Origin of the sequence: Croceicoccus pelagius (assembly GCF_001661915.1) — a bacterium.
In the GTDB taxonomy this organism is placed as follows: Bacteria; Pseudomonadota; Alphaproteobacteria; order Sphingomonadales; family Sphingomonadaceae; genus Croceicoccus; species Croceicoccus pelagius.
This window is the reverse complement of record NZ_LYWY01000019.1, coordinates 36,880-57,904: the sequence shown is the minus strand read 5'-3', so window position 1 is coordinate 57,904 and position 21,025 is coordinate 36,880. Positions and strand designations below refer to the sequence as shown.

23 protein-coding genes are annotated in these 21,025 nt (G+C 62.6%); 9 read left to right on the top strand and 14 right to left on the bottom strand.

Going from position 1 to position 21,025, the window contains the following annotated elements; translation table 11 throughout:
* Positions 1 to 73: 73 nt before the first annotated feature.
* The 3 genes from A9D15_RS03745 to tyrS all read right to left on the bottom strand — a co-directional run bounded on the left by A9D15_RS03745 (position 74) and on the right by tyrS (position 2,546).
* Positions 74 to 793, bottom strand: a complete 720-nt coding sequence (locus A9D15_RS03745; protein ID WP_066761906.1) for an NYN domain-containing protein — start codon at positions 791 to 793, stop codon at positions 74 to 76.
* Between the two features lie 60 nt (positions 794 to 853).
* Positions 854 to 1,204, bottom strand: a complete 351-nt coding sequence (locus A9D15_RS03740) for a PilZ domain-containing protein (RefSeq protein ID WP_066762161.1) — start codon at positions 1,202 to 1,204, stop codon at positions 854 to 856.
* A gap of 112 nt (positions 1,205 to 1,316) precedes the next feature.
* Entirely contained in the window at positions 1,317 to 2,546 is a 1,230-nt protein-coding gene (gene tyrS / locus A9D15_RS03735; RefSeq protein ID WP_066761901.1) for a tyrosine--tRNA ligase, read from the bottom strand.
* Between the two features lie 93 nt (positions 2,547 to 2,639).
* Between tyrS and A9D15_RS03730 the strand changes: the two genes are divergently transcribed.
* Both A9D15_RS03730 and A9D15_RS03725 read left to right on the top strand, forming a co-directional pair.
* Positions 2,640 to 3,170, top strand: coding sequence for a DOMON-like domain-containing protein (locus A9D15_RS03730; RefSeq protein WP_066761900.1), 531 nt, complete (start codon positions 2,640 to 2,642; stop codon positions 3,168 to 3,170).
* Positions 3,167 to 4,363 (top strand): exo-beta-N-acetylmuramidase NamZ family protein, encoded by a 1,197-nt coding sequence (locus A9D15_RS03725; RefSeq protein ID WP_066761899.1) that lies wholly within the window; start codon positions 3,167 to 3,169, stop codon positions 4,361 to 4,363. Before A9D15_RS03730 ends, A9D15_RS03725 begins: the two co-directional genes overlap by 4 nt.
* Here A9D15_RS03725 and ygiD read toward each other — a convergent pair.
* The 7 genes from ygiD to A9D15_RS03690 all read right to left on the bottom strand — a co-directional run bounded on the left by ygiD (position 4,360) and on the right by A9D15_RS03690 (position 12,311).
* Positions 4,360 to 5,151, bottom strand: a complete 792-nt coding sequence (gene ygiD, locus A9D15_RS03720; RefSeq protein ID WP_066761897.1) for a 4,5-DOPA-extradiol-dioxygenase — start codon at positions 5,149 to 5,151, stop codon at positions 4,360 to 4,362. The genes A9D15_RS03725 and ygiD overlap by 4 nt on opposite strands.
* A 53-nt stretch (positions 5,152 to 5,204) precedes the next feature.
* Positions 5,205 to 5,855 (bottom strand): immunity protein Imm33 domain-containing protein, encoded by a 651-nt coding sequence (locus tag A9D15_RS03715; RefSeq protein ID WP_066761895.1) that lies wholly within the window; start codon positions 5,853 to 5,855, stop codon positions 5,205 to 5,207.
* Positions 5,852 to 7,033: a vWA domain-containing protein gene (locus A9D15_RS03710; RefSeq protein WP_066761893.1), complete on the bottom strand. Its 1,182-nt coding sequence runs from the start codon at positions 7,031 to 7,033 to the stop codon at positions 5,852 to 5,854. Before A9D15_RS03710 ends, A9D15_RS03715 begins: the two co-directional genes overlap by 4 nt.
* Positions 7,034 to 7,063: 30 nt before the next feature.
* A complete protein-coding gene (locus A9D15_RS03705) occupies positions 7,064 to 8,104 on the bottom strand; it encodes a hypothetical protein (RefSeq protein WP_156521633.1) in 1,041 nt (346 codons plus the stop codon).
* Positions 8,101 to 8,952 (bottom strand): AAA family ATPase, encoded by an 852-nt coding sequence (locus A9D15_RS03700; RefSeq protein WP_066761889.1) that lies wholly within the window; start codon positions 8,950 to 8,952, stop codon positions 8,101 to 8,103. Before A9D15_RS03700 ends, A9D15_RS03705 begins: the two co-directional genes overlap by 4 nt.
* Before the next feature lie 96 nt (positions 8,953 to 9,048).
* The gene (gene parE / locus A9D15_RS03695; protein ID WP_066761887.1) at positions 9,049 to 11,058 is read right to left on the bottom strand and encodes a DNA topoisomerase IV subunit B; all 2,010 of its coding nucleotides are present in this window, start codon (positions 11,056 to 11,058) and stop codon (positions 9,049 to 9,051) included.
* An 86-nt stretch (positions 11,059 to 11,144) separates the two neighbouring features.
* Positions 11,145 to 12,311, bottom strand: a complete 1,167-nt coding sequence (locus A9D15_RS03690) for a penicillin-binding protein activator (protein ID WP_229660367.1) — start codon at positions 12,309 to 12,311, stop codon at positions 11,145 to 11,147.
* Positions 12,312 to 12,351: 40 nt separating this feature from the next.
* Between A9D15_RS03690 and rsmI the strand changes: the two genes are divergently transcribed.
* The 4 genes from rsmI to A9D15_RS03670 are packed head-to-tail and all read left to right on the top strand — an operon-like array spanning position 12,352 to position 15,239.
* Positions 12,352 to 13,197, top strand: coding sequence for a 16S rRNA (cytidine(1402)-2'-O)-methyltransferase (rsmI, locus tag A9D15_RS03685; RefSeq protein WP_082924237.1), 846 nt, complete (start codon positions 12,352 to 12,354; stop codon positions 13,195 to 13,197).
* Positions 13,194 to 13,559, top strand: coding sequence for a YraN family protein (locus A9D15_RS03680; RefSeq protein ID WP_082924236.1), 366 nt, complete (start codon positions 13,194 to 13,196; stop codon positions 13,557 to 13,559). Before rsmI ends, A9D15_RS03680 begins: the two co-directional genes overlap by 4 nt.
* A 23-nt stretch (positions 13,560 to 13,582) precedes the next feature.
* Positions 13,583 to 14,566 (top strand): glutathione synthase, encoded by a 984-nt coding sequence (gshB, locus tag A9D15_RS03675; protein WP_268237095.1) that lies wholly within the window; start codon positions 13,583 to 13,585, stop codon positions 14,564 to 14,566.
* Positions 14,567 to 14,618: 52 nt separating this feature from the next.
* Complete coding sequence (locus A9D15_RS03670; protein WP_066761882.1) at positions 14,619 to 15,239, top strand: DedA family protein; 621 nt, start codon at positions 14,619 to 14,621, stop codon at positions 15,237 to 15,239.
* Here the strand turns inward: A9D15_RS03670 and A9D15_RS03665 are convergent, their stop codons facing one another.
* Positions 15,240 to 16,163, bottom strand: coding sequence for a tyrosine recombinase XerC (locus A9D15_RS03665; protein ID WP_066761880.1), 924 nt, complete (start codon positions 16,161 to 16,163; stop codon positions 15,240 to 15,242).
* Positions 16,160 to 17,314, bottom strand: a complete 1,155-nt coding sequence (hemW, locus tag A9D15_RS03660) for a radical SAM family heme chaperone HemW (RefSeq protein WP_066761878.1) — start codon at positions 17,312 to 17,314, stop codon at positions 16,160 to 16,162. The genes A9D15_RS03665 and hemW overlap by 4 nt, the downstream gene beginning before the upstream one ends.
* A 48-nt stretch (positions 17,315 to 17,362) precedes the next feature.
* On the opposite strand from hemW, the gene A9D15_RS03655 reads away from it, so the two are divergent.
* The gene (locus tag A9D15_RS03655) at positions 17,363 to 17,917 is read left to right on the top strand and encodes a CAP domain-containing protein (RefSeq protein WP_082924235.1); all 555 of its coding nucleotides are present in this window, start codon (positions 17,363 to 17,365) and stop codon (positions 17,915 to 17,917) included.
* On the opposite strand, the gene rdgB is transcribed toward A9D15_RS03655, so the two are convergent.
* Together rdgB and rph are read right to left on the bottom strand one after the other, a co-directional pair.
* Positions 17,914 to 18,549, bottom strand: a complete 636-nt coding sequence (gene rdgB, locus A9D15_RS03650; protein WP_066761877.1) for an RdgB/HAM1 family non-canonical purine NTP pyrophosphatase — start codon at positions 18,547 to 18,549, stop codon at positions 17,914 to 17,916. The genes A9D15_RS03655 and rdgB overlap by 4 nt on opposite strands.
* Entirely contained in the window at positions 18,546 to 19,259 is a 714-nt protein-coding gene (gene rph / locus A9D15_RS03645; protein ID WP_066761876.1) for a ribonuclease PH, read from the bottom strand. The genes rdgB and rph overlap by 4 nt, the downstream gene beginning before the upstream one ends.
* 92 nt (positions 19,260 to 19,351) lie before the next feature.
* Between rph and hrcA the strand changes: the two genes are divergently transcribed.
* Both hrcA and grpE read left to right on the top strand, forming a co-directional pair.
* A complete protein-coding gene (gene hrcA / locus A9D15_RS03640; RefSeq protein WP_066761875.1) occupies positions 19,352 to 20,413 on the top strand; it encodes a heat-inducible transcriptional repressor HrcA in 1,062 nt (353 codons plus the stop codon).
* A 39-nt stretch (positions 20,414 to 20,452) separates the two neighbouring features.
* A complete protein-coding gene (grpE, locus tag A9D15_RS03635) occupies positions 20,453 to 21,025 on the top strand; it encodes a nucleotide exchange factor GrpE (RefSeq protein WP_066761874.1) in 573 nt (190 codons plus the stop codon).

The window sequence follows — 21,025 nt, the reverse complement described above, 5'->3', positions numbered from 1 at the left end:
TCACCGCCAGAAACACAGAAAAGGGCGGCCTTGCGGGGCCGCCCTTTTTCTTTGTCCGCGCTAGGCGAGGGGGTTAGCGCAGGCGCTTGACCCAAGCCTGACCGTCGCGGCGCTGCACTTCGAAATTGGGAAGAGATTCCATCATGTCGATCAGCCGCTTGAAGCCGTAATTGCGCACGTCGAAGTTCGACCGGTTGCCTGCGATCTGTCCGACTTCGCCAAGTCGTGCATATCCGTCCTCGGACCGGTTCGCCGCGCGCCATGCCTTGCCGAGCAGGGTGACGAGAGCCTCGTCTACCGGTTCGCCCTGCGCCTTGGCGCCGTTCCTGGTGCCATCATCGCTGTCGTCGCGGATCAGGGCGTCGATGTCGATGAAACGGGTGCAGGCTGTCTGCAACGCCTGCGGCGCCTTGTTCTTCCAGCCGAAGCCATAGACAACCAGGCCGTCCTGACGCAGGCGCGACACCAGCGGGGTGAAGTCGCTGTCGCTGCTCATGATGCCGAAGCCGTCGACCTTACCTTGGTAAAGCAGGTCGATCGCATCGATCGTCATTGCCATGTCGGTGGCATTCTTGCCCTTGGTTAGGTCGAACTGCTGTTGCGGGCGGATGCCGTATTCGTTGGTGATCTGCGCCCATTTGGCAAGGTTAGGCTTGGCCCAGTTTCCGTAGGCGCGCCGGATGTTGACCTGCCCTAGCTCCGCCAGAGCGGTCAGCACGGGATCGATCCCGGCAGGCGTGGTGTTGTCCGCGTCGATAAGCAACGCGATATTCTGCAATGGTTGTTCTGTCATTGCACCGCGATGTGCGGACTGCGGCTTGCATTTACAAGTCGCAAGGGGGGCTGGATCGCATTACTTGGCTTTGCGCAGACGTGGCTTGGGTCTGGCGCGCGGCTGCATCTGGTCGACCATCGAGCCAAAGGCGTCGGGGCGCAGGATGCGCTCGAACTGGAAACCGGCGCGCCCTTCAGACACCCAGATCACGTGTGCTTCGATGCGGCCGATTTCGGGCAGGCGGAGCATAACGCGCTCGCCCCGTCCGATGGCCACGTCGCTTTCCACCATGAAGCCATTGGCCGAAATGTTCGTGATGTGCATGTGGATGTCGCCGATGCGGCGATGTTCGGCAAGGACCGGATAATCGACGGGATGGCGAGCTGCCTGACGAAGGTCCGTTACCGAAAGCTGCGCACCACCGATCACCCGCGTCACTCCAATTGCGTCCGATCCGCAAAGAGTAACCGGCAATGGCGAACAAAAGGTAAATGGCGGCAATGTTTTGCAGGGTTTCGGGTACCCTCCAACCGCTGCCGGATCAGCCTTTCAGGATCGCGTGCTTCTTCTTGCCGAGGCTGAGCTTGGCCGTGGCGCCCGCGTCCAGCGTGATCGTCGCGCCCGGATCGGTGATCGCTGCGTCGTCCAGCTTCACCGCGCCTTCGCCGACCTTGCGCTTTGCCTCGCCATTGGACTTTGTAAAGCCGAGCTCGGTCAGCGCTGCCATCACAGACAGACCGCCAGCCGGAAGGTCGAGCGTCGGAAGGTCGGCGCCAAGGCCGCCACCTGCGAACGTTTCTCGCGCCGTAGCCTCGGCAGCCTGCGCCGCTTCGGGGCCGCGGACCATCGCGGTAACTTCGTTGGCAAGACGGATCTTCGCGTCGTTGATCGCCGCGCCTTCGAGCGCTTCGAGTTTCGCAATTTCCTCCAGCGAGACATCGGTGAACAGACGCAGGAAACGGCCAACGTCGGCATCGTCACAATTGCGCCAGTACTGCCAGAAATCGTAATGCGGCAGCAGGTCCTCGTTCAGCCAGACGGCGCCGGCAGCGGTCTTGCCCATCTTGGCGCCGCTTGCGGTGGTGAGCAGCGGGGTGGTGACGCCGAAAAGCTCGGCCGCGTCCATGCGGCGGCCAAGCTCGATGCCGTTAACGATATTGCCCCACTGATCCGATCCGCCCATCTGCAGGCGGCAGCCGTAAGTCTGCGCCAGAGTGCGGAAATCGTAGGCCTGCAGTATCATGTAATTGAATTCGAGGAAGGTCAGCGGCTGTTCACGATCGAGGCGCAGCTTTACCGAATCGAACGTCAGCATCCGGTTGATCGTGAAGTGTGCACCGACATCGCGCAGCAGTTCGATGTAGCCAAGCGTCGAGAGCCATTCATCGTTATTGACCATGACCGCATCGGTTGGGCCGTCACCGAAATCGAGCATCCGCATGAACACCGGGCGGATCGCGGCAATGTTTTCCTCGATCGCCTCGTTAGTCAGCATCTTGCGGCTCTCGTCTTTGCCCGACGGATCACCGACTTTGGTCGTGCCGCCGCCCATGACGACGATCGGCTTGTGTCCGGCCTGCTGAAGCCGGCGCAGCAGCATGATCTGCACGAGATGGCCGACATGGAGCGAGGAAGCGGTCGCGTCGAAACCGGCGTAACCGGGAACGACCTGCTTGCCGGCCAGCGCATCGAGAGCGCCCGCGTCGGTAACCTGGTGGATGTAGCCGCGCTCGCTAAGGAGGCGGAGCAGGGAAGAGCTGAATTCGGTCATGGTGGCGCGCGCCTAGCACGGGCGCTGGTGAAGGCAAAGCACCTGTTACATGCGTGATTGCCACTGGATCGAAACGGGCGCTAGATAGAGCGGATGCACACCCTGATCCCCCATCCGGCGCACCCGCCGGTGAGCGTCCGCAGCGTAGAAGCGGAAGTGATCTTTCCCAAACCCGGCATGGCCATGGCCCGGTACCGTATCGAAGGTATCGACGAGTTGATCCTGCCCGAGTTTACGGGGCGCGGAAAGCAGGACGAGCTTTGGCAGACGACCTGTTTCGAACTGTTTCTGCGGCGCGGGGACGGATCGTACCGCGAATTCAACTTTGCCACGTCGGGCCGCTGGGCGATCTACGATTTCGAAAGCTACCGAGCGGGGATGAGCGAGTTCAACCCCACAACGATGCCCGAGGTGTCTGCCCGCGCCGGCGATCGCATACTGGCGGTGAACGTGACGCTGAGCGCGCGGGATCTGGCCGGGTTCGAGGCGATGGGACTGAGCGCGGTGCTGGAGGAGAACGGTGATACCAAGACGTTCTGGGCACTCGAACAATCCACCGATCGCCCTGATTTCCATGATGCGGCTTGCTTTGCACTGCCGGTTGAAGCAGCAGCAGCCAAATGAAGTTCGGTATCGATCGCCTGCTCGCCGACGCGAGCCTTCGCGCGCCCCTTGAAGGAAAGCGTGTCGCTCTCGTCGCCCATCCCGCCTCGGTCACCGAGGACCTGACCCATTCGCTCGACGCGCTGATCGCGGCGGGGGTGAATGTGACCTCCGCGTTCGGCCCGCAACACGGGCTCAAGGGCGACAAGCAGGACAACATGGTCGAAACCGAGGACGAGACCGATCCCGTCTACGGCATCCCGGTGTTCAGCCTTTACGGCGAGGTCCGGCGTCCGTCGGGTCAGATGATGTCGTCGGCCGATGTCTTCCTGTTCGACCTTCAGGACCTCGGCTGCCGGATCTATACCTTCGTCACCACGCTGCTCTACCTGCTGGAAGAAGCGGCGAGGGCGGGCAAGGAAGTCTGGGTCTTGGACCGTCCCAATCCCGCGGGTCGACCGGTCGAAGGCACATTGCTTTTGCCGGGGCAAGAGAGCTTCGTCGGGGCAGGACCAATGGTCATGCGCCACGGACTGACGCTGGGTGAAATGGGCCACTGGTTCATCAAACATTTCGGCCTAGACGTCGGATACCACGTGATCGGGATGGAAGGCTGGGAGCCTGAGGGCGCCGGTTTCGGCTGGCCCGACAGCCGCATCTGGATCAACCCGAGCCCGAACGCCGCCAATCTCAACATGGCGCGCGCCTATGCCGGCACCGTCATGATCGAGGGCGCGACGCTGAGCGAGGGTAGGGGCACGACCCGGCCGCTCGAAGTCCTGTTCGGCGCGCCCGATGTCGATGCGAAAGCGGTGCTGGCGGAGATGAATTCGTTCGCGCCCGAATGGCTGGAAGGCTGCGCCATCCGTGAATGCTATTTCGAACCGACGTTCCACAAGCACGCAGGCCAGCTTTGCAACGCGCTGATGGTCCATGCCGAGGGCGCCTTCTACGACCACCATGCCTTCCGCCCGTGGCGGCTTCAGGCGCTGGCCTTCAAGGCGATCCGGCGGCTCTATCCCGACTATCAGATCTGGCGCGACTTCCCCTACGAGTACGAGTTCGACCGGCTCGCTATCGACGTCATCAACGGCGGTCCGGCCTTGCGCGAATGGGTTGATGATGCGGGAAGCCTGCCGGGCGATCTGAACGCGATTGCCGGTGCGGACGAGGAGAAATGGCGCGAAGTGATCGCGCCGCTGCTGCTCTACTAGAGCCCTTCGACCAGCGCGGCATCGCCCCAGATGACCGAAGTCATCGTCAGCGCGCCGTCCATCGTGTCGTTGAAGACAGCAACGTCGTCATCCGTCTGACGCGTGCCGAGCGGGTAGAGCAGGGGCACGTAATGTTCCCCGCTGTTGATCGCGGCCTGCGCGGCCTTGTCGTCAGGCGCAAATCCGGTGAGCGCCGCGTCCCGACGTTCCAGCAGGGCCGTATTAGTCCGCTTGCGGAAGTCGACGGCCCAGTCGGGCTCCGTACCCGCGGTCTGGCGCCAGAGCATCAGGTTGTGAATCACGTTGCCGCTACCCACGATCAGCACGTTCTCGTCACGCAGCGGAGCTAGCCGTTCACCGATCTGGCGGTGGCCTTCGCCGTTCAAGGTCATGTCCACGCTCATCGCGACCACGGGGATGCAGGCATCGGGGAACATCGGCATCAGGGTGCCCCAGACGCCGTGGTCAAAACCATGCGTTTCGTCGAGGACCGCATCGTCGCCGATCAGCTCGGCAGCACGGCGCGCCAGGTCGGGCGATCCGGGTGCGGCATAGCGCATGTCGTAGAGCTCTTGCGGAAAACCCCGAAAGTCGTGGATCGTGTGCGGGGCGGTGCCCGAAGTCAGCCGCGTTTCTCCGCGTGTTTCCCAGTGGGCGGTCACGGCAAGGATCGCGTCGGGCCTCGTAAGGCGGCGGCCAAGCTCCTCCATGCCGCGACGTTCGACGTTTTCGGTGATCATGGTCATCGGTGAACCGTGGCCGATGAAAAGGGCAGGTTGTCGTGTCATGCCGCCGATATAATCGGACCCGCAACCATCCCCAAGAAGGTACAGCAGTGTGCCTATTCCAGCTCGAGGTAGCGTCCTTCGTCCTCCCACCATCCGAAATGGCTGTCGTAAGGCGCATCGATCAGGTCGATCCAGCGGTCGTCGGCGTTCAGCACTTTGCCGATTGCGATATAGTGCGGCTCCCGTCCGTTCTTCTCGTCATCCTCGACCGCGGCTTCGGTACCCCGGATGCGCCAGCCGCTATCGGGATACTTGTCACCCTCGCGCGTCATGTCGGGTTCCTCGCGGTAGAGGTAATCGACATGGCTGCGGCCCGCGAGGACGCAGTCGTCGACGAAGCACCGCTCCCAGTATTCGCGGCGCTCTGGCGCTGCGGGGCGCGGATTGTCCTTGTGGAAGGCTGTTGAAATCGCGTGGGTGAGGGGAATGCGGACCCTGTCGCCCAGCTTGATGCGGTCCATTCCCGAAGGCTCGTTGTCGAGCGTGCCGATCACGTCGCCGTCCTCTATCCTCTCGATCAGCACCCACATCCGCTCGGCCGGAAAACCCGGCTCACCGACGGTCTGCCGGAAAATGGCTTTGATGCCGTCGAGCGGCTTCAGCGCGGCCAATTCGATCTCGAAGGGCATGAAGAACGTGTAAGGCGCGTCCGCCACGATGGGACGCGGATCGTCCAGTTCGATGCCTTCGGGTAGCTCGATCATCCCTGCTTCCGGCTCAACTCGCGCATGGCATCGTCGAGCCCCTCCAAGGTCAGCGGATACATCCGGTCGTTCATCAGCTGGCGAACCATTTTGTTCGACTGGCTGTAGTCCCAGATTCGCTGCGGCTCGGGGTTCAGCCATACGCAGGCGGGGTAGGTATGGGTCACGCGCGAGAGCCAGACGTGTCCGGCTTCCTCGTTCATATGCTCCACGCTGCCTCCGGGGTGGCTGATTTCGTAAGGACTCATCGTCGCATCGCCGACGAAGACGATCTTGTAGTCGTGCCCGTACTTGTGAAGCACGTCCCATGTCTTCGTCCGCTCGGCCCAGCGGCGGCGGTTGTCCTTCCAGACGCCTTCGTAAAGGCAGTTGTGGAAGTAGAAGAACTCAAGGTTCTTGAACTCTGCATTGGCCGCGCTGAACAATTCCTCGCACAGCTTGATATGAGGGTCCATCGAGCCACCGACGTCGAGGAAAAGCAGCAGTTTTACCGCATTATGCCGCTCGGGCCGCATATGGATGTCGAGGAATCCCTGACGCGCCGTGCCGCGGATCGTGGCATCAAGGTCAAGCTCGTCCGCAGCCCCTTCACGCGCGAACCGGCGCAGACGGCGCAGCGCCATCTTGATGTTGCGGGTGCCCAGTTCCTTCGTGTTGTCGAGGTTCGCGAACTCGCGCTTTTCCCAGACCTTGATCGCGCGCTTGTGCCGGCTTTCCCCGCCGATCCGCACGCCTTCGGGATTGTAGCCGCCGTTGCCGAAGGGGCTGGTCCCGCCCGTTCCAATCCACTTGTTCCCGCCCTGGTGGCGTCCCTGCTGTTCCTCGAGCCGCTTTTTCAGCGTCTCCATGATCTCGTCCCAGTCGCCCAGCGACTTGATCTTCTCCATCTCCTCGGCGCTGAGGAATTTCTCGGCGACGGCTTTCAGCCAGTCCTCGGGAATGTCGACGGCTTCCTGTCCATAGTCGGTGAGGACGCCCTTGAAGACTTTCTGGAACACCTGGTCGAACCGGTCCAGCAGCCCTTCGTCTTTCACGAAAGTAGCGCGGGAGAGGTAATAGAACGCCTCGGGCGTCTGCTCGATAACCTCGCGGTCGAGCGCCTCGAGAAGCGTCAGATGCTCCTTGAGACTGGCGGAAATACCCGCGGCGCGCAGTTCGTCGAGGAAGTTCAGAAGCATGTCGGATCCACAGCTGGATAGAACGTGGTTTTATGATCCGGGGATAGAGACATTGCTGTTGCCTTCCGCGTCGCGTGCGTAACTGGCTTTCGGGTCTTCGGACTTCAAGGCAGAAGCGAGTTGATCTGGGCTGGGAAGCGACCGGTATGGATCGAAGAAATAAGTGATCTGTCCGTTACTGAGCATGGGCCAGAACTTCTTGCCGCCACCAAGAAGTTCGGCGGTCTCGATGCGAAGTGCCTGACCGGTGAACCCGGAATCGCCAAAAACGATAACCGTCTCGTCGCCCGATTTGTTCTGATACGCGAGAAGGGGCGCGCTCATTTTCGTGTCGCGGCACCATTCACGGCTGGCCGGACCATCATCCTCATCGGTCGAATCGAGATATGCCTTCCATAGCGTGGTCACCATCAACCATTGTGTGGCATCGGCCTTGGACCGTTTTGCTGGCTTGAGGTCAGCATCCGTATCGCAACTTTCGATCAATTGGGCGACCGGCGCGCGGCGTTTTGGATCGTGCAATGACATCATGGCCACGAATTGGGCCAAGGCCTGGTCCAGTTCGTCAGTCGAAAGAGTTTCGGATGTCATGCGCGTCTTCATGACCCACTCATCGGTAGTGAAGACCGCGACACCGGTTGCTGTCGATCGGCTTTCCGGCGTTGGTATCGAAATGCGAACGCCACTGTCCGGCCCGATCGCATCAGTCCCGAAGCGTGTAAGCACCTGACCATCCGCATCGACGCTCGAATACCTGTCATGCGCCATGATAGCCTGAATCGCGCGATCTGCCTCGATGCTCGCGTCCGCGACACCCATCGAATAGATGTACAGGCTCACGTCGGTCTTCGTCGTCTCAGACCAGTACCGGATGTAGAGGTTTATCTCGTCATCGCCAAAATCGACAACTCTGTTGCGCTTATAATCGAGCAAGGCAGGCGGCGCGACAAGACCCGTATCGGCGTGGGTATAGACTTCGTTCTCCACGCCGATCTGCCGAGGCTCCGCTGATGCTGGAGCCGAAATCAGGGCCGCTGCGAGAGCAAGCAGAACCTTGCCTTTCAAGTTCACCGGCCCTGCCTCCGCGCCATGAAGGCGAGGCGTTCGAACATCATCACGTCCTGCTCGTTCTTCAGCAGCGCGCCATGCAGCGGCGGGATTGCCTTGTTCGGATCGCGATCCTGCAGGATGTCCAGCGGCATGTCCTCGACCAGGAGCAGTTTCAGCCAGTCGAGCAGTTCGCTGGTCGACGGCTTCTTCTTCAGCCCCGGCACTTCACGCAGTTCGTAGAAGATCTCCATCGCCTTGGTGACGAGGTTCTTCTGGATATCGGGGAAGTGCACGTCGATGATTTCGCGCATCGTGTCAGCGTCGGGGAACTTGATGTAGTGGAAGAAACAGCGACGCAGGAACGCGTCGGGCAGTTCCTTTTCGTTATTTGACGTGATGACGACGATCGGGCGCTCCTTGGCCTCGATCCGCTCTCCGGTTTCGTAGACGTCGAAGCTCATCCGGTCGAGTTCCTGAAGCAGGTCGTTCGGAAACTCGATGTCCGCCTTATCAATCTCGTCGATCAGCAGGACGGGCAGTTCGGGCGATGTGAAAGCTTCCCACAACTTGCCCTTGCGGACGTAGTTCGAAATGTCGTGAACCCGCTCGTCGCCAAGCTGGCCGTCGCGCAGGCGGGCAACAGCGTCGTATTCGTAAAGGCCCTGCTGCGCCTTGGTCGTGGATTTCACGTTCCATTCGATGAGCGGCGCGCCGGTCGCCTTGGCAATTTCGTGGGCCAGCACGGTCTTGCCGGTGCCCGGTTCGCCCTTGACGAGCAGGGGACGGCGCAAGGTGACCGCCGCGTTTACCGCGACTTTCAGGTCATCGGTTGCGACGTAGTTCTTCGTGCCGGTGAATTTCTGATCCATGCCCAATAGCAGTCCTTGCGCTTTGTTTGTTCCTGTTTGACCGCACGCTAGATTGTGCAGTGCAACCAGACAAGGCGCATAGGTGACAGGTCGGGCTCAGGCGTCGATCAGATCGCGGTCGATCTCGCTGGCGCGGTTCTGGATGAAGTTGAACCGGTGTTCCGGATTGCGACCCATCAGTTCGTCGACAAGGCGGCTGACGCTGGCGCGCTGTTCGAATTCCTGCGGCAGCGTGATGCGGATGAGGCTGCGACTCTCAACGCTCATCGTCGTTTCGCGAAGCTGCTGCGGGTTCATTTCGCCAAGACCCTTGAAGCGCGCGACTTCGACCTTCTTGCCCTTGAACACCGTTTCTTCCAGTTCGGCGCGGTGTGCGTCGTCGCGGGCGTAGCGGCTCTCCTTGCCCGCAGTCAGGCGGTAAAGCGGAGGCTGGGCGAGGAAGAGGTGACCGCGCCGGACGATTTCAGGCATTTCGCGGAAGAAGAAGGTCATCAACAATGTCGCGATATGCGCGCCGTCGACGTCCGCGTCGGTCATGATGATGATTCGGTCGTAGCGCAGGTTTTCCGTGTCGCAGTCCTTGCGAATGCCGCAGCCTAACGCGAGCGTCAGGTCCGCGATTTCCTGGTTGGCGCGAATTTTGTCCGCACTGGCCGATGCGACATTCAGGATCTTGCCGCGGATCGGCAGGATCGCCTGTGTCTTGCGGTTACGCGCCTGCTTGGCGCTGCCGCCTGCGCTGTCGCCTTCAACGATGAACAGCTCGGTCTCGCCATCGCCTTCACCCGAACAGTCGGTGAGTTTGCCCGGAAGGCGCAGCTTCTTCGCATTCGTTGCGGTCTTGCGCTTGACCTCGCGCTCCTGCTTGCGGCGCAGCCGTTCGTCCATCCGCTCCATCACCGCGCCGAGCAGCGCCTTGCCGCGCTCCATGTTGTCGGTGAGGAAGTGGTCGAAGTGATCGCGGATCGCGTTCTCGACAAGTCGTGCAGCCTCGGGCGAGGTCAGGCGATCCTTCGTCTGCGACTGGAACTGCGGGTCGCGGATGAAGAGCGAGAGCATGACCTCGCTGCCGGTCACCACGTCGTCGGGCGTGATGTCCTTGGCCTTCTTCTGGTTCACCAGTTCGGCAAAAGCGCGCAGCCCCTTGGTGAGCGCAGCACGAAGACCCTGTTCGTGCATACCGCCATCGGGAGTTGGAATCGTATTGCAGTACCAACTGTAAGACCCGTCCGACCATAGCGGCCAGGCGATGGCCCATTCGACGCGGCCCATCTGCTGGCCCTGTTCGTTGGCGGGGAAGTCCTGAGACCCGGCAAAGAAATCGGTCGTCACGCACTCGCGGCTGCCGACCTGTTCCTTCAGGTGATCGGCAAGACCGCCGGGAAACTGGAATACCGCCTCTGCCGGAACGTCCTCGCTTGCCAGTTCGGGCGCGCATTTCCAGCGGATTTCAACACCTGCGAACAGGTAGGCCTTGGAACGGGCAAGGCGGAACAGGCGGGCAGGCTTGAACTTCTGCGCGCCAAATATCTCCGGGTCGGGCGTGAAAGTGACGGTGGTGCCGCGCCGGTTGGGGGCTGCACCGATCTTCTCGATAGAGCCCTGCGGCAGACCCTTGGAGAAGACCTGCGCGAACAGTTCCTTGTTGCGTGCAACCTCGACCCGCGTCTCGATCGACAAAGCGTTGACGACCGAGACGCCGACGCCATGCAGGCCGCCGCTGGTAGCATAGGCCTTGCCCGAGAACTTGCCGCCCGAATGCAGCGTGGTGAGGATGACTTCCAGCGCCGACTTGCCCGGATATTTCGGATGCTCGTCCACCGGAATGCCGCGGCCGTTGTCGCTGATCGTCACCGTGCCGGCTGTGCCATCGGGCCCGACGTCGAGCGAGATCTCGATACGGTTGGCATGTCCCGCGACGGCTTCGTCCATCGCGTTGTCGAGCACTTCGGCAACGAGGTGGTGCAGTGCGCGTTCGTCGGTGCCGCCAATATACATGCCGGGGCGGCGGCGGACGGGTTCGAGGCCTTCGAGAACCTCGATCGCAGAGCCGTCATAAGCCTCGCCGGAGGTGGCGGGTGCGTTCTCGAAAAGGTCGTCGGACATAATAGGAACGCTAACGCCCGGCGCGCCTGTCAGGCAAGCGCGCCGGGGAAGTTATCGCCAGTGCCGAGGGTCGGCGGTCGTTCGGATCAGAACTTGGCCGGGGCAGGTGCGATGACCTTCACGCCCGTCGAAGTCACTTCGCGCACCTCGAAAGCGCGTTCGATCACGCCATCGTCGAAGCGGAATGCGCCGTCCAGGCCGATGAAGCCGTCGTCTGCCGAAAGGCCGCTGACAGGGAAGCGCGAACCGACTTTCCAGTCGCGGGCGATATTGATCGTCAGCAGAACCGCGTCGTAGCCCAGCGTCGAGATGCGGTAGGGTGCCGCGCCGAACCGGCTGCGATAGCTGTCGGAATAACGCTTGAACCGGCCGTCGCTGATCGCAGAGAACCAGGCTCCTCGCAGCGCTGCGGACTGGGCGATCTGTTCCTCGCCGCTCCACAGTTCGGTGCCGATGATCTTCGCAGCCTTTTCGGCATCGCGGATCATCGGGCCGGCGCGGACGGCCATGCGCGAACCATCGGCGATTACCACGGCCTGATAGTCGCCCTTGTCGGCGAGCCGCCTGATCGCATTACCAAGCGAAGTCGCGTCGCGGTCGTAGGTTTCGATCGCGAGGACGCGCGCACCCGTATCGCGGGCGGTCTCGAGGATCGCATCAGATGCGCTGCGACCATATTCGCCGCTTGGCACGATGGCGCCGAAGGTCTTCATGCCCTGACCGACCGCGTACTTCATGGACCGTTCGAGCGACTGCGAAGGCACCTGGCCCATGATGTAGACGCCGTCGCCCGCGATCTCCTTGTTGTTGGAGAAGCTGATGATCGGCACCCGCGCAGGGGCCGCAACCGATTTCACCGCCTCGACATTGTCGGACAGCAGGGGGCCTAGAATAAGGCGGTTGCCGTCCGCGATCGCGCGCTGCGCGGCGGCGCGGGCACCGCTGGCGGTGTCATAGGTCGTGATGCGGATATTGGCGGTGTTCGTGTCGAGCAACGCCATCGTCGTCGCGTTGGCAAGGCTCTGCCCCACGCCGGCGTTCGACCCCGACTGCGGCACGAGAAGAGCGATCCGGTGGCGGGTTTCGTCCTGATCGGGAAGCTGACCGGCGGTCGGCCCCTGATCTGTCGGCGGGGGCGGCGGGGCCGTGCTGTCCGGAATGACGCCGGCGCAACCGGCCAGCATCATTGCCGTGAAAGCAACGACGCCGTTGCGGATCATGCCCCTGCGATTGGCGGTGGTCCGCGTGTTCATGCTTGCATCTCCCTGAAAATCCCGTGCAATGCGTTTCCATATGGCTGATGCACAAGAAAAGTCCGTGACTGAACCCGGCCTGTATATAGTGGCGACCCCGATTGGCAATCTCGGGGATTTGACTGCGCGCGCGCTTGCGGTGCTTGGAGAGTGTAGCGCGGTAGCGTGCGAGGATACGCGCGTTACCGGCAAGCTGCTGCACCACGCAGGGCTGAAAAAGCGGCTGATCCGGTACGACGACCACGCGGACGAGGCGGTGCGCGAACGCCTGCTGGCAATGGCGGCGGAACAGCCGGTTGCGCTGGTTTCGGACGCGGGCACGCCGCTTATTTCCGATCCGGGTTATCGGCTCGTGCGTGATGCGCGGAACCGGGGAATCGCAGTTACCAGCATTCCGGGGCCGAGCGCGCTGATTGTGGCGTTGACGCTGTCGGGGCTTCCGACGGACCGGTTCCTGTTCGCAGGTTTTTTCCCCGCCAAGGAGAAAGCGCGAGCCGAGACCTTGGCCGACCTTGCGCCGATCAAGGCAACGCTCGTTTTTTACGAGACCGCGCCGCGACTGGTCGCCAGCCTCGACGCCATCGCCGAGGCATTGCCCATGCGCGAAGTCGCCGTCGCCCGCGAACTGACCAAGAAGTTCGAGGAATGCCGGACCGGCGTCGCGTCCGAACTCTCCGCACATTACGCGGATACACCCGCCAGGGGCGAGATCGTCCTGATGATCGGCCCGCCGAACGAGGACGAGGGCAAGGTCGATCTCGACATCGATGCCCTGCTTAGGGCCGAGCTGGCCGATCACAAACCCTCGCAGGCGGCGGCCCGGCTCGCCAAGGCACATGGACTAGACCGCAAGACGCTCTATGCCCGAGCCATGGAACTGAAGTGAGCGAGGGCGCACCCAGCCGCGTCCGCGCGGAGCGGCAGGGTCGCAAGGGAGAGGCCGCCGCTGCGATGTACTTGCGCGCGAAGGGCTGGCGCATTCTGGCCGAGCGTGTCCGCAATCCCGCTGGCGAGATCGACCTGATCGCCAGGCGCGGTTCGATGGTGATCTTCGTCGAAGTGAAATGGCGCGCCAAGGCAGAGGCCCTTGATCTCGCCATCGATCAACGCCGCCTGATGCGCGTCTGCGCAGCCGCCGAAGCAGAGGCGCACAAGTATTTGATGGACGGTGACGACATGCGTATCGACGTCCTCCTCCTTGCGCCCGGCCGCCTGCCTCGCCATCTGGCCAATGCCGGACAGTTCTGACCGGCGATCATAGGGAAATAATCGTGACCAAACCGCTGCGCGTCGCCGTCCAGATGGACCCGATGGATTCGATCAACATCGGCGGGGATTCAAGCTTCGCGCTCATGCTATCGGCGCAGGCGCGCGGTCATGAACTCTATCACTATGATGTTCGCACGTTGGCATGGAAGTCGGACGGGAAGGGAGGAGGCCGCGTTACCGCATGGGCCGCGCCTGTAAATGTTCAACGCGTCGAGGGCGATCATTTCGAATTGGGCGAGCATCGGACCGTCGACCTTGGTAGCGAGATCGACGTCATCCTCATGCGCCAGGATCCGCCGTTCGACATCGGCTATCTCACCGGCACCTGGCTGCTCGAAAGGATCAGGCACGAAACCCTGATCGTGAACGATCCCGTCTCGGTAAGGAATGCACCCGAGAAGGTCTATGTACTCGATTTTGCACGATTCATGCCGCCGACACTCATCACCCGCCGGATCGAGGATGTGCGCGACTTCATGGCCGAGCACGGCGGCATCGTGATCAAGCCGCTCCACGGCAATGGCGGCAAGGCTGTCTTCCGCGTGGGCGAGGACCGGGCAAACCTTTCCGCGCTGGTCGAAATGTTCCTCCAGACCTGGCCCGAGCCCTTCATGGTCCAGCCGTTCCTTCCCGACGTATCCAAGGGCGACAAGCGCATCGTTCTGGTCGACGGCGAAGTCGCGGGCGCGATCAATCGCAAACCGGGCGAGGGCGAATTTCGCTCCAACCTCGCACAGGGCGGTTATGCCGAAGCGACGGACCTTACCGAGACCGAGAGGGAAATCTGCGCCGCCATGGGCCCGCAGCTGAAGGAACTGGGCCTCGTCTTTGTCGGCATCGACGTCATCGGCGGCAAGTGGCTGACCGAGATCAATGTGACCAGCCCAACCGGCATCGTCGCGATCGACAAATTCAACGGCACCGACACCTCGGGCATGATCTGGGACGCGATCGAAGGCCGCGTAGCAGCGCGGCAGGCGGACTGAACTTCGGGGCAGGGCGCCGGAGCTTTCTGCGCTCTTGCCCGTTGGAACGGTTATGAACGACCTAATCGTCCAGCTTATCGAAGGCGGAGGCTATCTCGGCATCGCCATCCTGATGGCGCTGGAAAACGTGTTTCCACCGATCCCCAGCGAAGTCATCATGGGCGTCGCCGGTGTGGGCGTTCATGCGGGTCGTTTATCGTTCTGGCCGGTCCTGTTCTGGGGCACGCTTGGCGCGACGGTCGGCAACTACATGTGGTTCTACATTGGCCACAAGCTCGGTTACAAACGGCTCCAGCCCTTCGTTGAAAAGCACGGCCGCTGGCTGACGCTGGAGTGGTCCGATATCGAACGCAGCTCTCGGTTCTTTCAGAAGCATGGCCAGTGGGTCGTGTTCTTCCTGCGTTTCTCGCCATTGATGCGTACCATCATCTCTCTCCCGGCTGGCCTTGCCTGCATGGGGACCTGGCGTTTCCTGATCTTCACGTTCCTTGGCTCGGCGATCTGGAACGCTGCCTTGATCGGCAGCGCGACGCTGCTAGCCGGCTGGATTACCGGGTTCGAAGATGTGCTCGGTTACATCGTTCTCGGCCTGATCGTGCTCGGAGCCATCTGGTACGCCTACCGCGTGATCACATGGCAGCCAAAGTCGCCCCCGGGCGAGCCTGCGGAGTAATCAGTCCGCGTCCTCGCGCGGATGCGCGTTGCGATAAACGTCCAGCAAGGTCGCCGCGTCTACTTTCGTATAGATCTGGGTCGACCCAAGGCTTGCATGGCCCAGTAGCTCCTGCAGGCTCCGCAGATCCGCGCCCGCCGCCAGAAGGTGTGTCGCAAAACTGTGCCTGAGCGCATGGGGCGTGGCCGAGGGTGGGAGACCCAGCGCCTGCCTCGCCCGTGCCGTTGCGCGCTGAACCACCCCCTGGGCAAGCCTTCCGCCCCGTGCGCCGCGGAACAGCGCCTGTTGCGGATTGAGCGTATAGGGCGTCGCCTGAACGTAAGCGGCAACGGCATCGCGGACGAGGGGGAGGATCGGAACCGTGCGCTCTTTCCCGCCCTTGCCCTTCACGACCAGCGTATCGCCCAAAGGCAAGGCATCGCCGTTCAGCGATAGCGCCTCGGCAATACGAAGTCCCGAACCGTAGAGCAGCAGTAGAACCGCCCGATCCCGCGCGCCGATCCAGGGTTCGGCGGCGTCTTCCTCGACCGTCATCGCAAGGTTCACGGCGTCGTCCGGCGTTACGGCACGGGGAATGCCCTTTTTCACGCGCGGCCCGCGCATACGCGGCGGAGAAAGACGTTCCAAACCAGTCTGTTGTTGGCAGAACTTTACAAAACTTCGAATTGCGGACAATTCTCGGGCTGCCGATGTGTTTGATAGTCCATCGACGCGGCGGGCCGCCATAAAGCGGCGCAGCAGGGTCTGATCAGACATTCCGAGGGGCTGCCATTCGGGCTCGACACCGTCGAATCGCAAGAGCCGCTCTGCCGCTGCAACATAGGCGCGCACCGTATGTTCGGACCGGCGCAAGTTGTGAGAGAGGTGGCTGTGCCAGGTCGACAAGATACGCTCGGCTCGAAAGTCCAGGTCGGGCCCGGTCATCGCGTATCCATGAGGTCCGGTCCGGCGATCTCGGCCAGCACGCTATCGAGAACTACCATGCCCCTGCCGGTCACGCGCAGACGACCACCTTCACGCGCAATAAGGCCGAGCCTGGTGCAAAGCTCTGCGCGCATCTGGTCGACGACCGCATCCTCTCGCAAGCCGAATCTGCGGGCGAGGGCGGGGGCGTCTATCCCCTCTGCAAGGCGCAGGCCCATCATCAGCGCCTCTGCCGCCTGTTCGGCAGCGGGAAGGGCGCGTTCCTCGGAAATGCCGTGGCCCATTTCAGCGGCTGCCTTGAGGTAGTTTTCGGGCTTGCGATGGCGCTGCGTTGCCACCCCGCCACGCCGGCCATGCGCGCCGGGGCCGATCCCGGCATAGTCCCAGTAATGCCAGTACGTCAGGTTGTGGCGGCTCTCTTCGCCGGGCCTTGCGTGATTGCTGATTTCGTAGGCTGGCAGTCCCGCTGTCTTTGTGCGCGTGCGGGTCATTGCATAAAGATCGCTGGCCAGATCCTCGTCCGGAAGCTCGAATTTGCCCTGCCTGAAGTCGGTCGCAAAGCGCGTGCCCGGTTCGATCGTCAGCTGATAGAGCGAGAGGTGCCCCGTGCCGAATGCCAGCGCCGTGCCCAGTTCCGATTGCCATTGCGCCATCGTCTGACCCGGGCGGGCATAGATGAGGTCGAAGCTCACCCGCTCGAAGTGGTTCTGCGCGACTTCGAGCGCGGCAATGCCTTCCTTGGCATCGTGCAAACGACCAAGAAATTTCAGAGCGTTGTCATCAAGACTTTGCAGGCCGAGTGAAGTCCGATTGATCCCAGCAATGGCCAGATCGGCGAAGCGCGCTGCCTCCACGCTCGACGGGTTTGCTTCCAGCGTGATCTCGATATTCGGGGCAAAGTCCCAGAGTTCGCTGGCCCGCTTGATCAGTTTCTCGACCAGCGCCGGAGGCATCAGCGAAGGTGTGCCGCCGCCAAAGAAGATCGAGCCCAGTTTCTGCCGGCCGGTGATCGCGGCCTCATGGGCCATGTCGGCCAGCAGCGCCATTTCCCATGTGCCGGTGTCGACTTCTGCGCGCACGTGGCTGTTGAAGTCGCAGTACGGGCATTTCTTCAGGCAGAAGGGCCAGTGAATGTAAAGCGCGAGCGCCATGAGTTCCTTTCAGCGCCTGTTAACCGGCTGGAGTCAATATCCTAGCCCATGGGACGGGTCACAGCAAAGACGCTCGCCGTGGCGGGCGCAGTCGCAATCATATCGACATTTGCAGCCGGCGTCGCATCGTCGCGCGAACGGGGCTGGGTTGAAGAAGTCGGTCCCGGCAATTTCGCCGATCGCCTGCTCGAAGCCCACAACGAGGAACGCCGCCGCGTCGGTGTGCCCCAACTCCGCTGGAGCCCCAAGCTCGCTGCTGAGGCACAGGGCTATGCACGCAAGTTGTCCAAGGGCAAGACGCTCGTCCACGCCAACCACGCCGAACGAGGCGGGGCGGGCGAGAACCTTTGGGCAGGCCGTGCCGGTTTCTACTCCGCCGAGGAGATGATCGAGGGCATGGTCGACGAAAAGCGCCACTTCAAGCGCGGTAATTTCCCCAACGTCAGCCGCACCGGCCAGTGGCGCGATGTCGGCCACTACACCCAGCTGATCTGGCGCGAGACGACCGAAGTCGGCTGCGCCGTCGCGCCGGGTGGCGGCAACGACTGGCTCGTCTGCCGCTACTGGCCCGCCGGTAACACTTACGGGAAACCCGTTCTCTAGGCTCCGAACTGCTCGGCGACGAGCTTGCGGAATGCGTCGGCGCGGTGGCTCATGCCGTGCTTTTCCTCGGGCTGAAGCTCGGCGAACGTCACGTCGCGGCCTTTTGGCACGAAGACCGGATCGTATCCAAAGCCCATCGTTCCCCGCGGCGGCCAAGTGAGCGTGCCATCGACACGGCCCTCGTAAACCGCCTCGCACCCGTCGGGCCATGCGATGGCCAGAACGCACGAGAACCAAGCATCGCGCGGCGCATCGGGGCCTTGCTCGGCCAGCATACCCTCGACCTTTCCCATAGCCATGTACCAGTCGCGGCCCGCCGATCCTTCGAACCACTGACGCTCCGCCCAATCGGCGGTATAGACGCCGGGGCGCCCGTCGAGCGCTGCGACTGACAACCCCGAATCGTCGGCAAGGCTGACAATCTGCGAAGCCTGAGCCGCCGCCCGCGCCTTGATCAGCGCGTTTTCGACGAAAGTCGTCCCCGTCTCGGGCGGTTCGGGCAGGCCCAGAGAGCCTGCCGAGATGCAGTCGACGCCATAGGGCGCAAGCAGGGCCGAGATTTCCTTCAGCTTGCCCGCGTTGTGCGTGGCGATGACCAGCTTGCCGGAACCGAGACGGGGATTATCGGTCATCGAACCGCGGCGTCCTGTGCCTTGAAGATGTCGTCACAGCCGGTGCGGGCCAGACGCAGGAGGCGCAGCAGGCCTTCCTCGTCGTAAGTCGCGCCTTCCGCGGTTGCCTGAACTTCGGCGATCTGGCCGCCTTCGATCAGGACGAAGTTCGCGTCGGCATCGGCGTTCGAATCCTCGTCATAGTCGAGGTCGAGGACCGGCGTGCCCTTGAAGATGCCGCAGGAAACCGCCGCGACTTTCCGGGTCAGCGGGTCTTCCTTGATCGCGCCACTGTCCATCAGGCCTTGAACCGCAAGGCGCAGGGCAACCCAGGCACCGCTGATCGAAGCGGTACGTGTGCCGCCGTCGGCTTGCAGAACGTCGCAGTCGAGCGTGATCTGGCGCTCGCCCAGCTTCTTGAGGTCGGTCACGGCGCGCAAACTACGGCCGATCAGACGCTGGATTTCCTGCGTGCGGCCCGACTGCTTGCCCTTGGCCGCTTCACGGCTGCCGCGGGTATGCGTGGCGCGGGGCAGCATCGAGTATTCGCCCGTGACCCAGCCTTCGCCCTTGCCGCGCAGCCAAGGCGGTAGACGCTCTTCGATGCTGGCGGTGCAAAGCACGCGGGTTTCGCCAAAGCTGATCAGGCAGGAGCCTTCAGCGTGCTTGGTGAAGCCGGTTTCGATGGTGATCGCCCGCATCTCGTCTGCGGCGCGGCCGGATGGGCGCATTTTCAGTGATTCCTTGTGATGTCCTCAGGTATTCCACGCGGCGTTAGGCTACACGGGCTTGAGGCCGCAAGGGGAGGCCTTAAATAAGGCCTATGCCAAGCTTGCCGCTCAACGAGATGAACGACCGTGCACGCGAGATCTTCCGTCTCGTGGTCGAGGGCTACCTCGATTCCGGTCAGCCGGTCGGATCGAAGGCGCTGGCAACGGCGGAGGGGATCAACCTGTCGCCTGCCTCGATCCGCTCGGTCCTTGCCGATCTTGAACGGCTTGGGCTGCTCGCCGCGCCTCATACCAGTGCGGGCCGGATGCCGACCGAATCGGGGCTGAGGCTGTTTGTCGATGGCATGATGCAGGTGGCAGAGCCCAGTCAGGCAGAGCGTATCGCGATCGAGCGCGAACTGGCGCGGCCCGGTCCTGTCGAAGACGCGTTGGCAAAGACGTCGGCTATGCTGTCGAGCCTTTCGGCATGTGCGGGTGTCGTCATGGTCCCGGCGTGCGAACCGAGCCTTTCGCAGATGAGTCTCGTACCGCTGGGCAATGGACGTGCGCTCGCAGTTCTCGTCGGGGAAGACGGCGCGATCGAGAACCGCGTTTTGGACCTGCCGCCGGGCACCGATTCTTCGGCGCTGGAGCAGGCGGGGAACTACATTTCCGCGCAGATGGCAGGGCGCACGCTGGCTGAGGCTGTTGCGGCGGTTAAGCGCGAGTTGGCAGGAGAGCGCGCCTCGCTCGATGCCGCGGCTCGCGATCTTGTCGAGCGGGGGCTGGCGGTCTGGACCGAGGATGCGGCGCGGCGTCCCGTGTTGATCGTGCGCGGTCAGGCGAACCTTCTAGATGAAACTGCGATCGAGGATCTGGAGCGCGTTCGTTCGCTGATCGACGATATCGAACGCTCGGAGCAGGTGGCCGCGCTCCTCGCTTCGGCGCGCGATGCGGATTCGGCGCGGATTTTTATCGGGTCGGAGAACAAGCTGTTCTCGCTTTCCGGCTCGTCCGTGATCGCTTCACCCTATCGCGACAGGGAAGGGCGAGTGATCGGAGTCGTTGGCGTGATCGGCCCCACGCGGTTGAATTACGCGCGGCTCGTCCCCATGGTGGATTTCACTGCACGGAGCCTCGGGCGAAGCCTCGGGCGTTTTTCCGGTCCCGGCTGAGTTCGGGGCAGATTTTAGTTACAGGACATATCTAGAGCGATGAGCGAAGAACGCACCCGCGACGAAGCGGTTGAAAACGAACTCAAGGGCGTGCCCGAAGAGATGCTGGACGATACCGAGGCGACCGAGGAACTGGCCGCGGACGAAGAACGTATCGCAGCGCTTGAGGAAGAGCTGGCAGAGGCCAAGCAGCAGGTTCTTTACGCCCGCGCCGAAACACAGAACGTGCGCCGCCGGATGGAAAAGGACGTGGCGGACGCGCGCGCCTATGCCGCGACCGGCTTTGCCCGCGACATCCTTTCGGTCTCGGACAACCTTGCCCGCGCGCTCGATGCGATCCCCGCCGATATGCGCGAGGACGAGAAAATGAAGGGTCTTGTCGCAGGGATCGAGGCCACGGGCCGCGAGATCGAGACGGTTTTCGGCCAGCACGGCATCACGCGCATCGCCGCAATGGGCATGCCGCTGGACCCGAATCAGCACCAGGCGATGGTCGAGATCCCGAGCGACGATGCCGAACCCGGTACGGTCATCCAGGAAATGCAAGCCGGCTACATGATCAAGGACCGCCTGCTCCGCCCCGCCATGGTCGGCGTCGCGCGCAAACCTTGA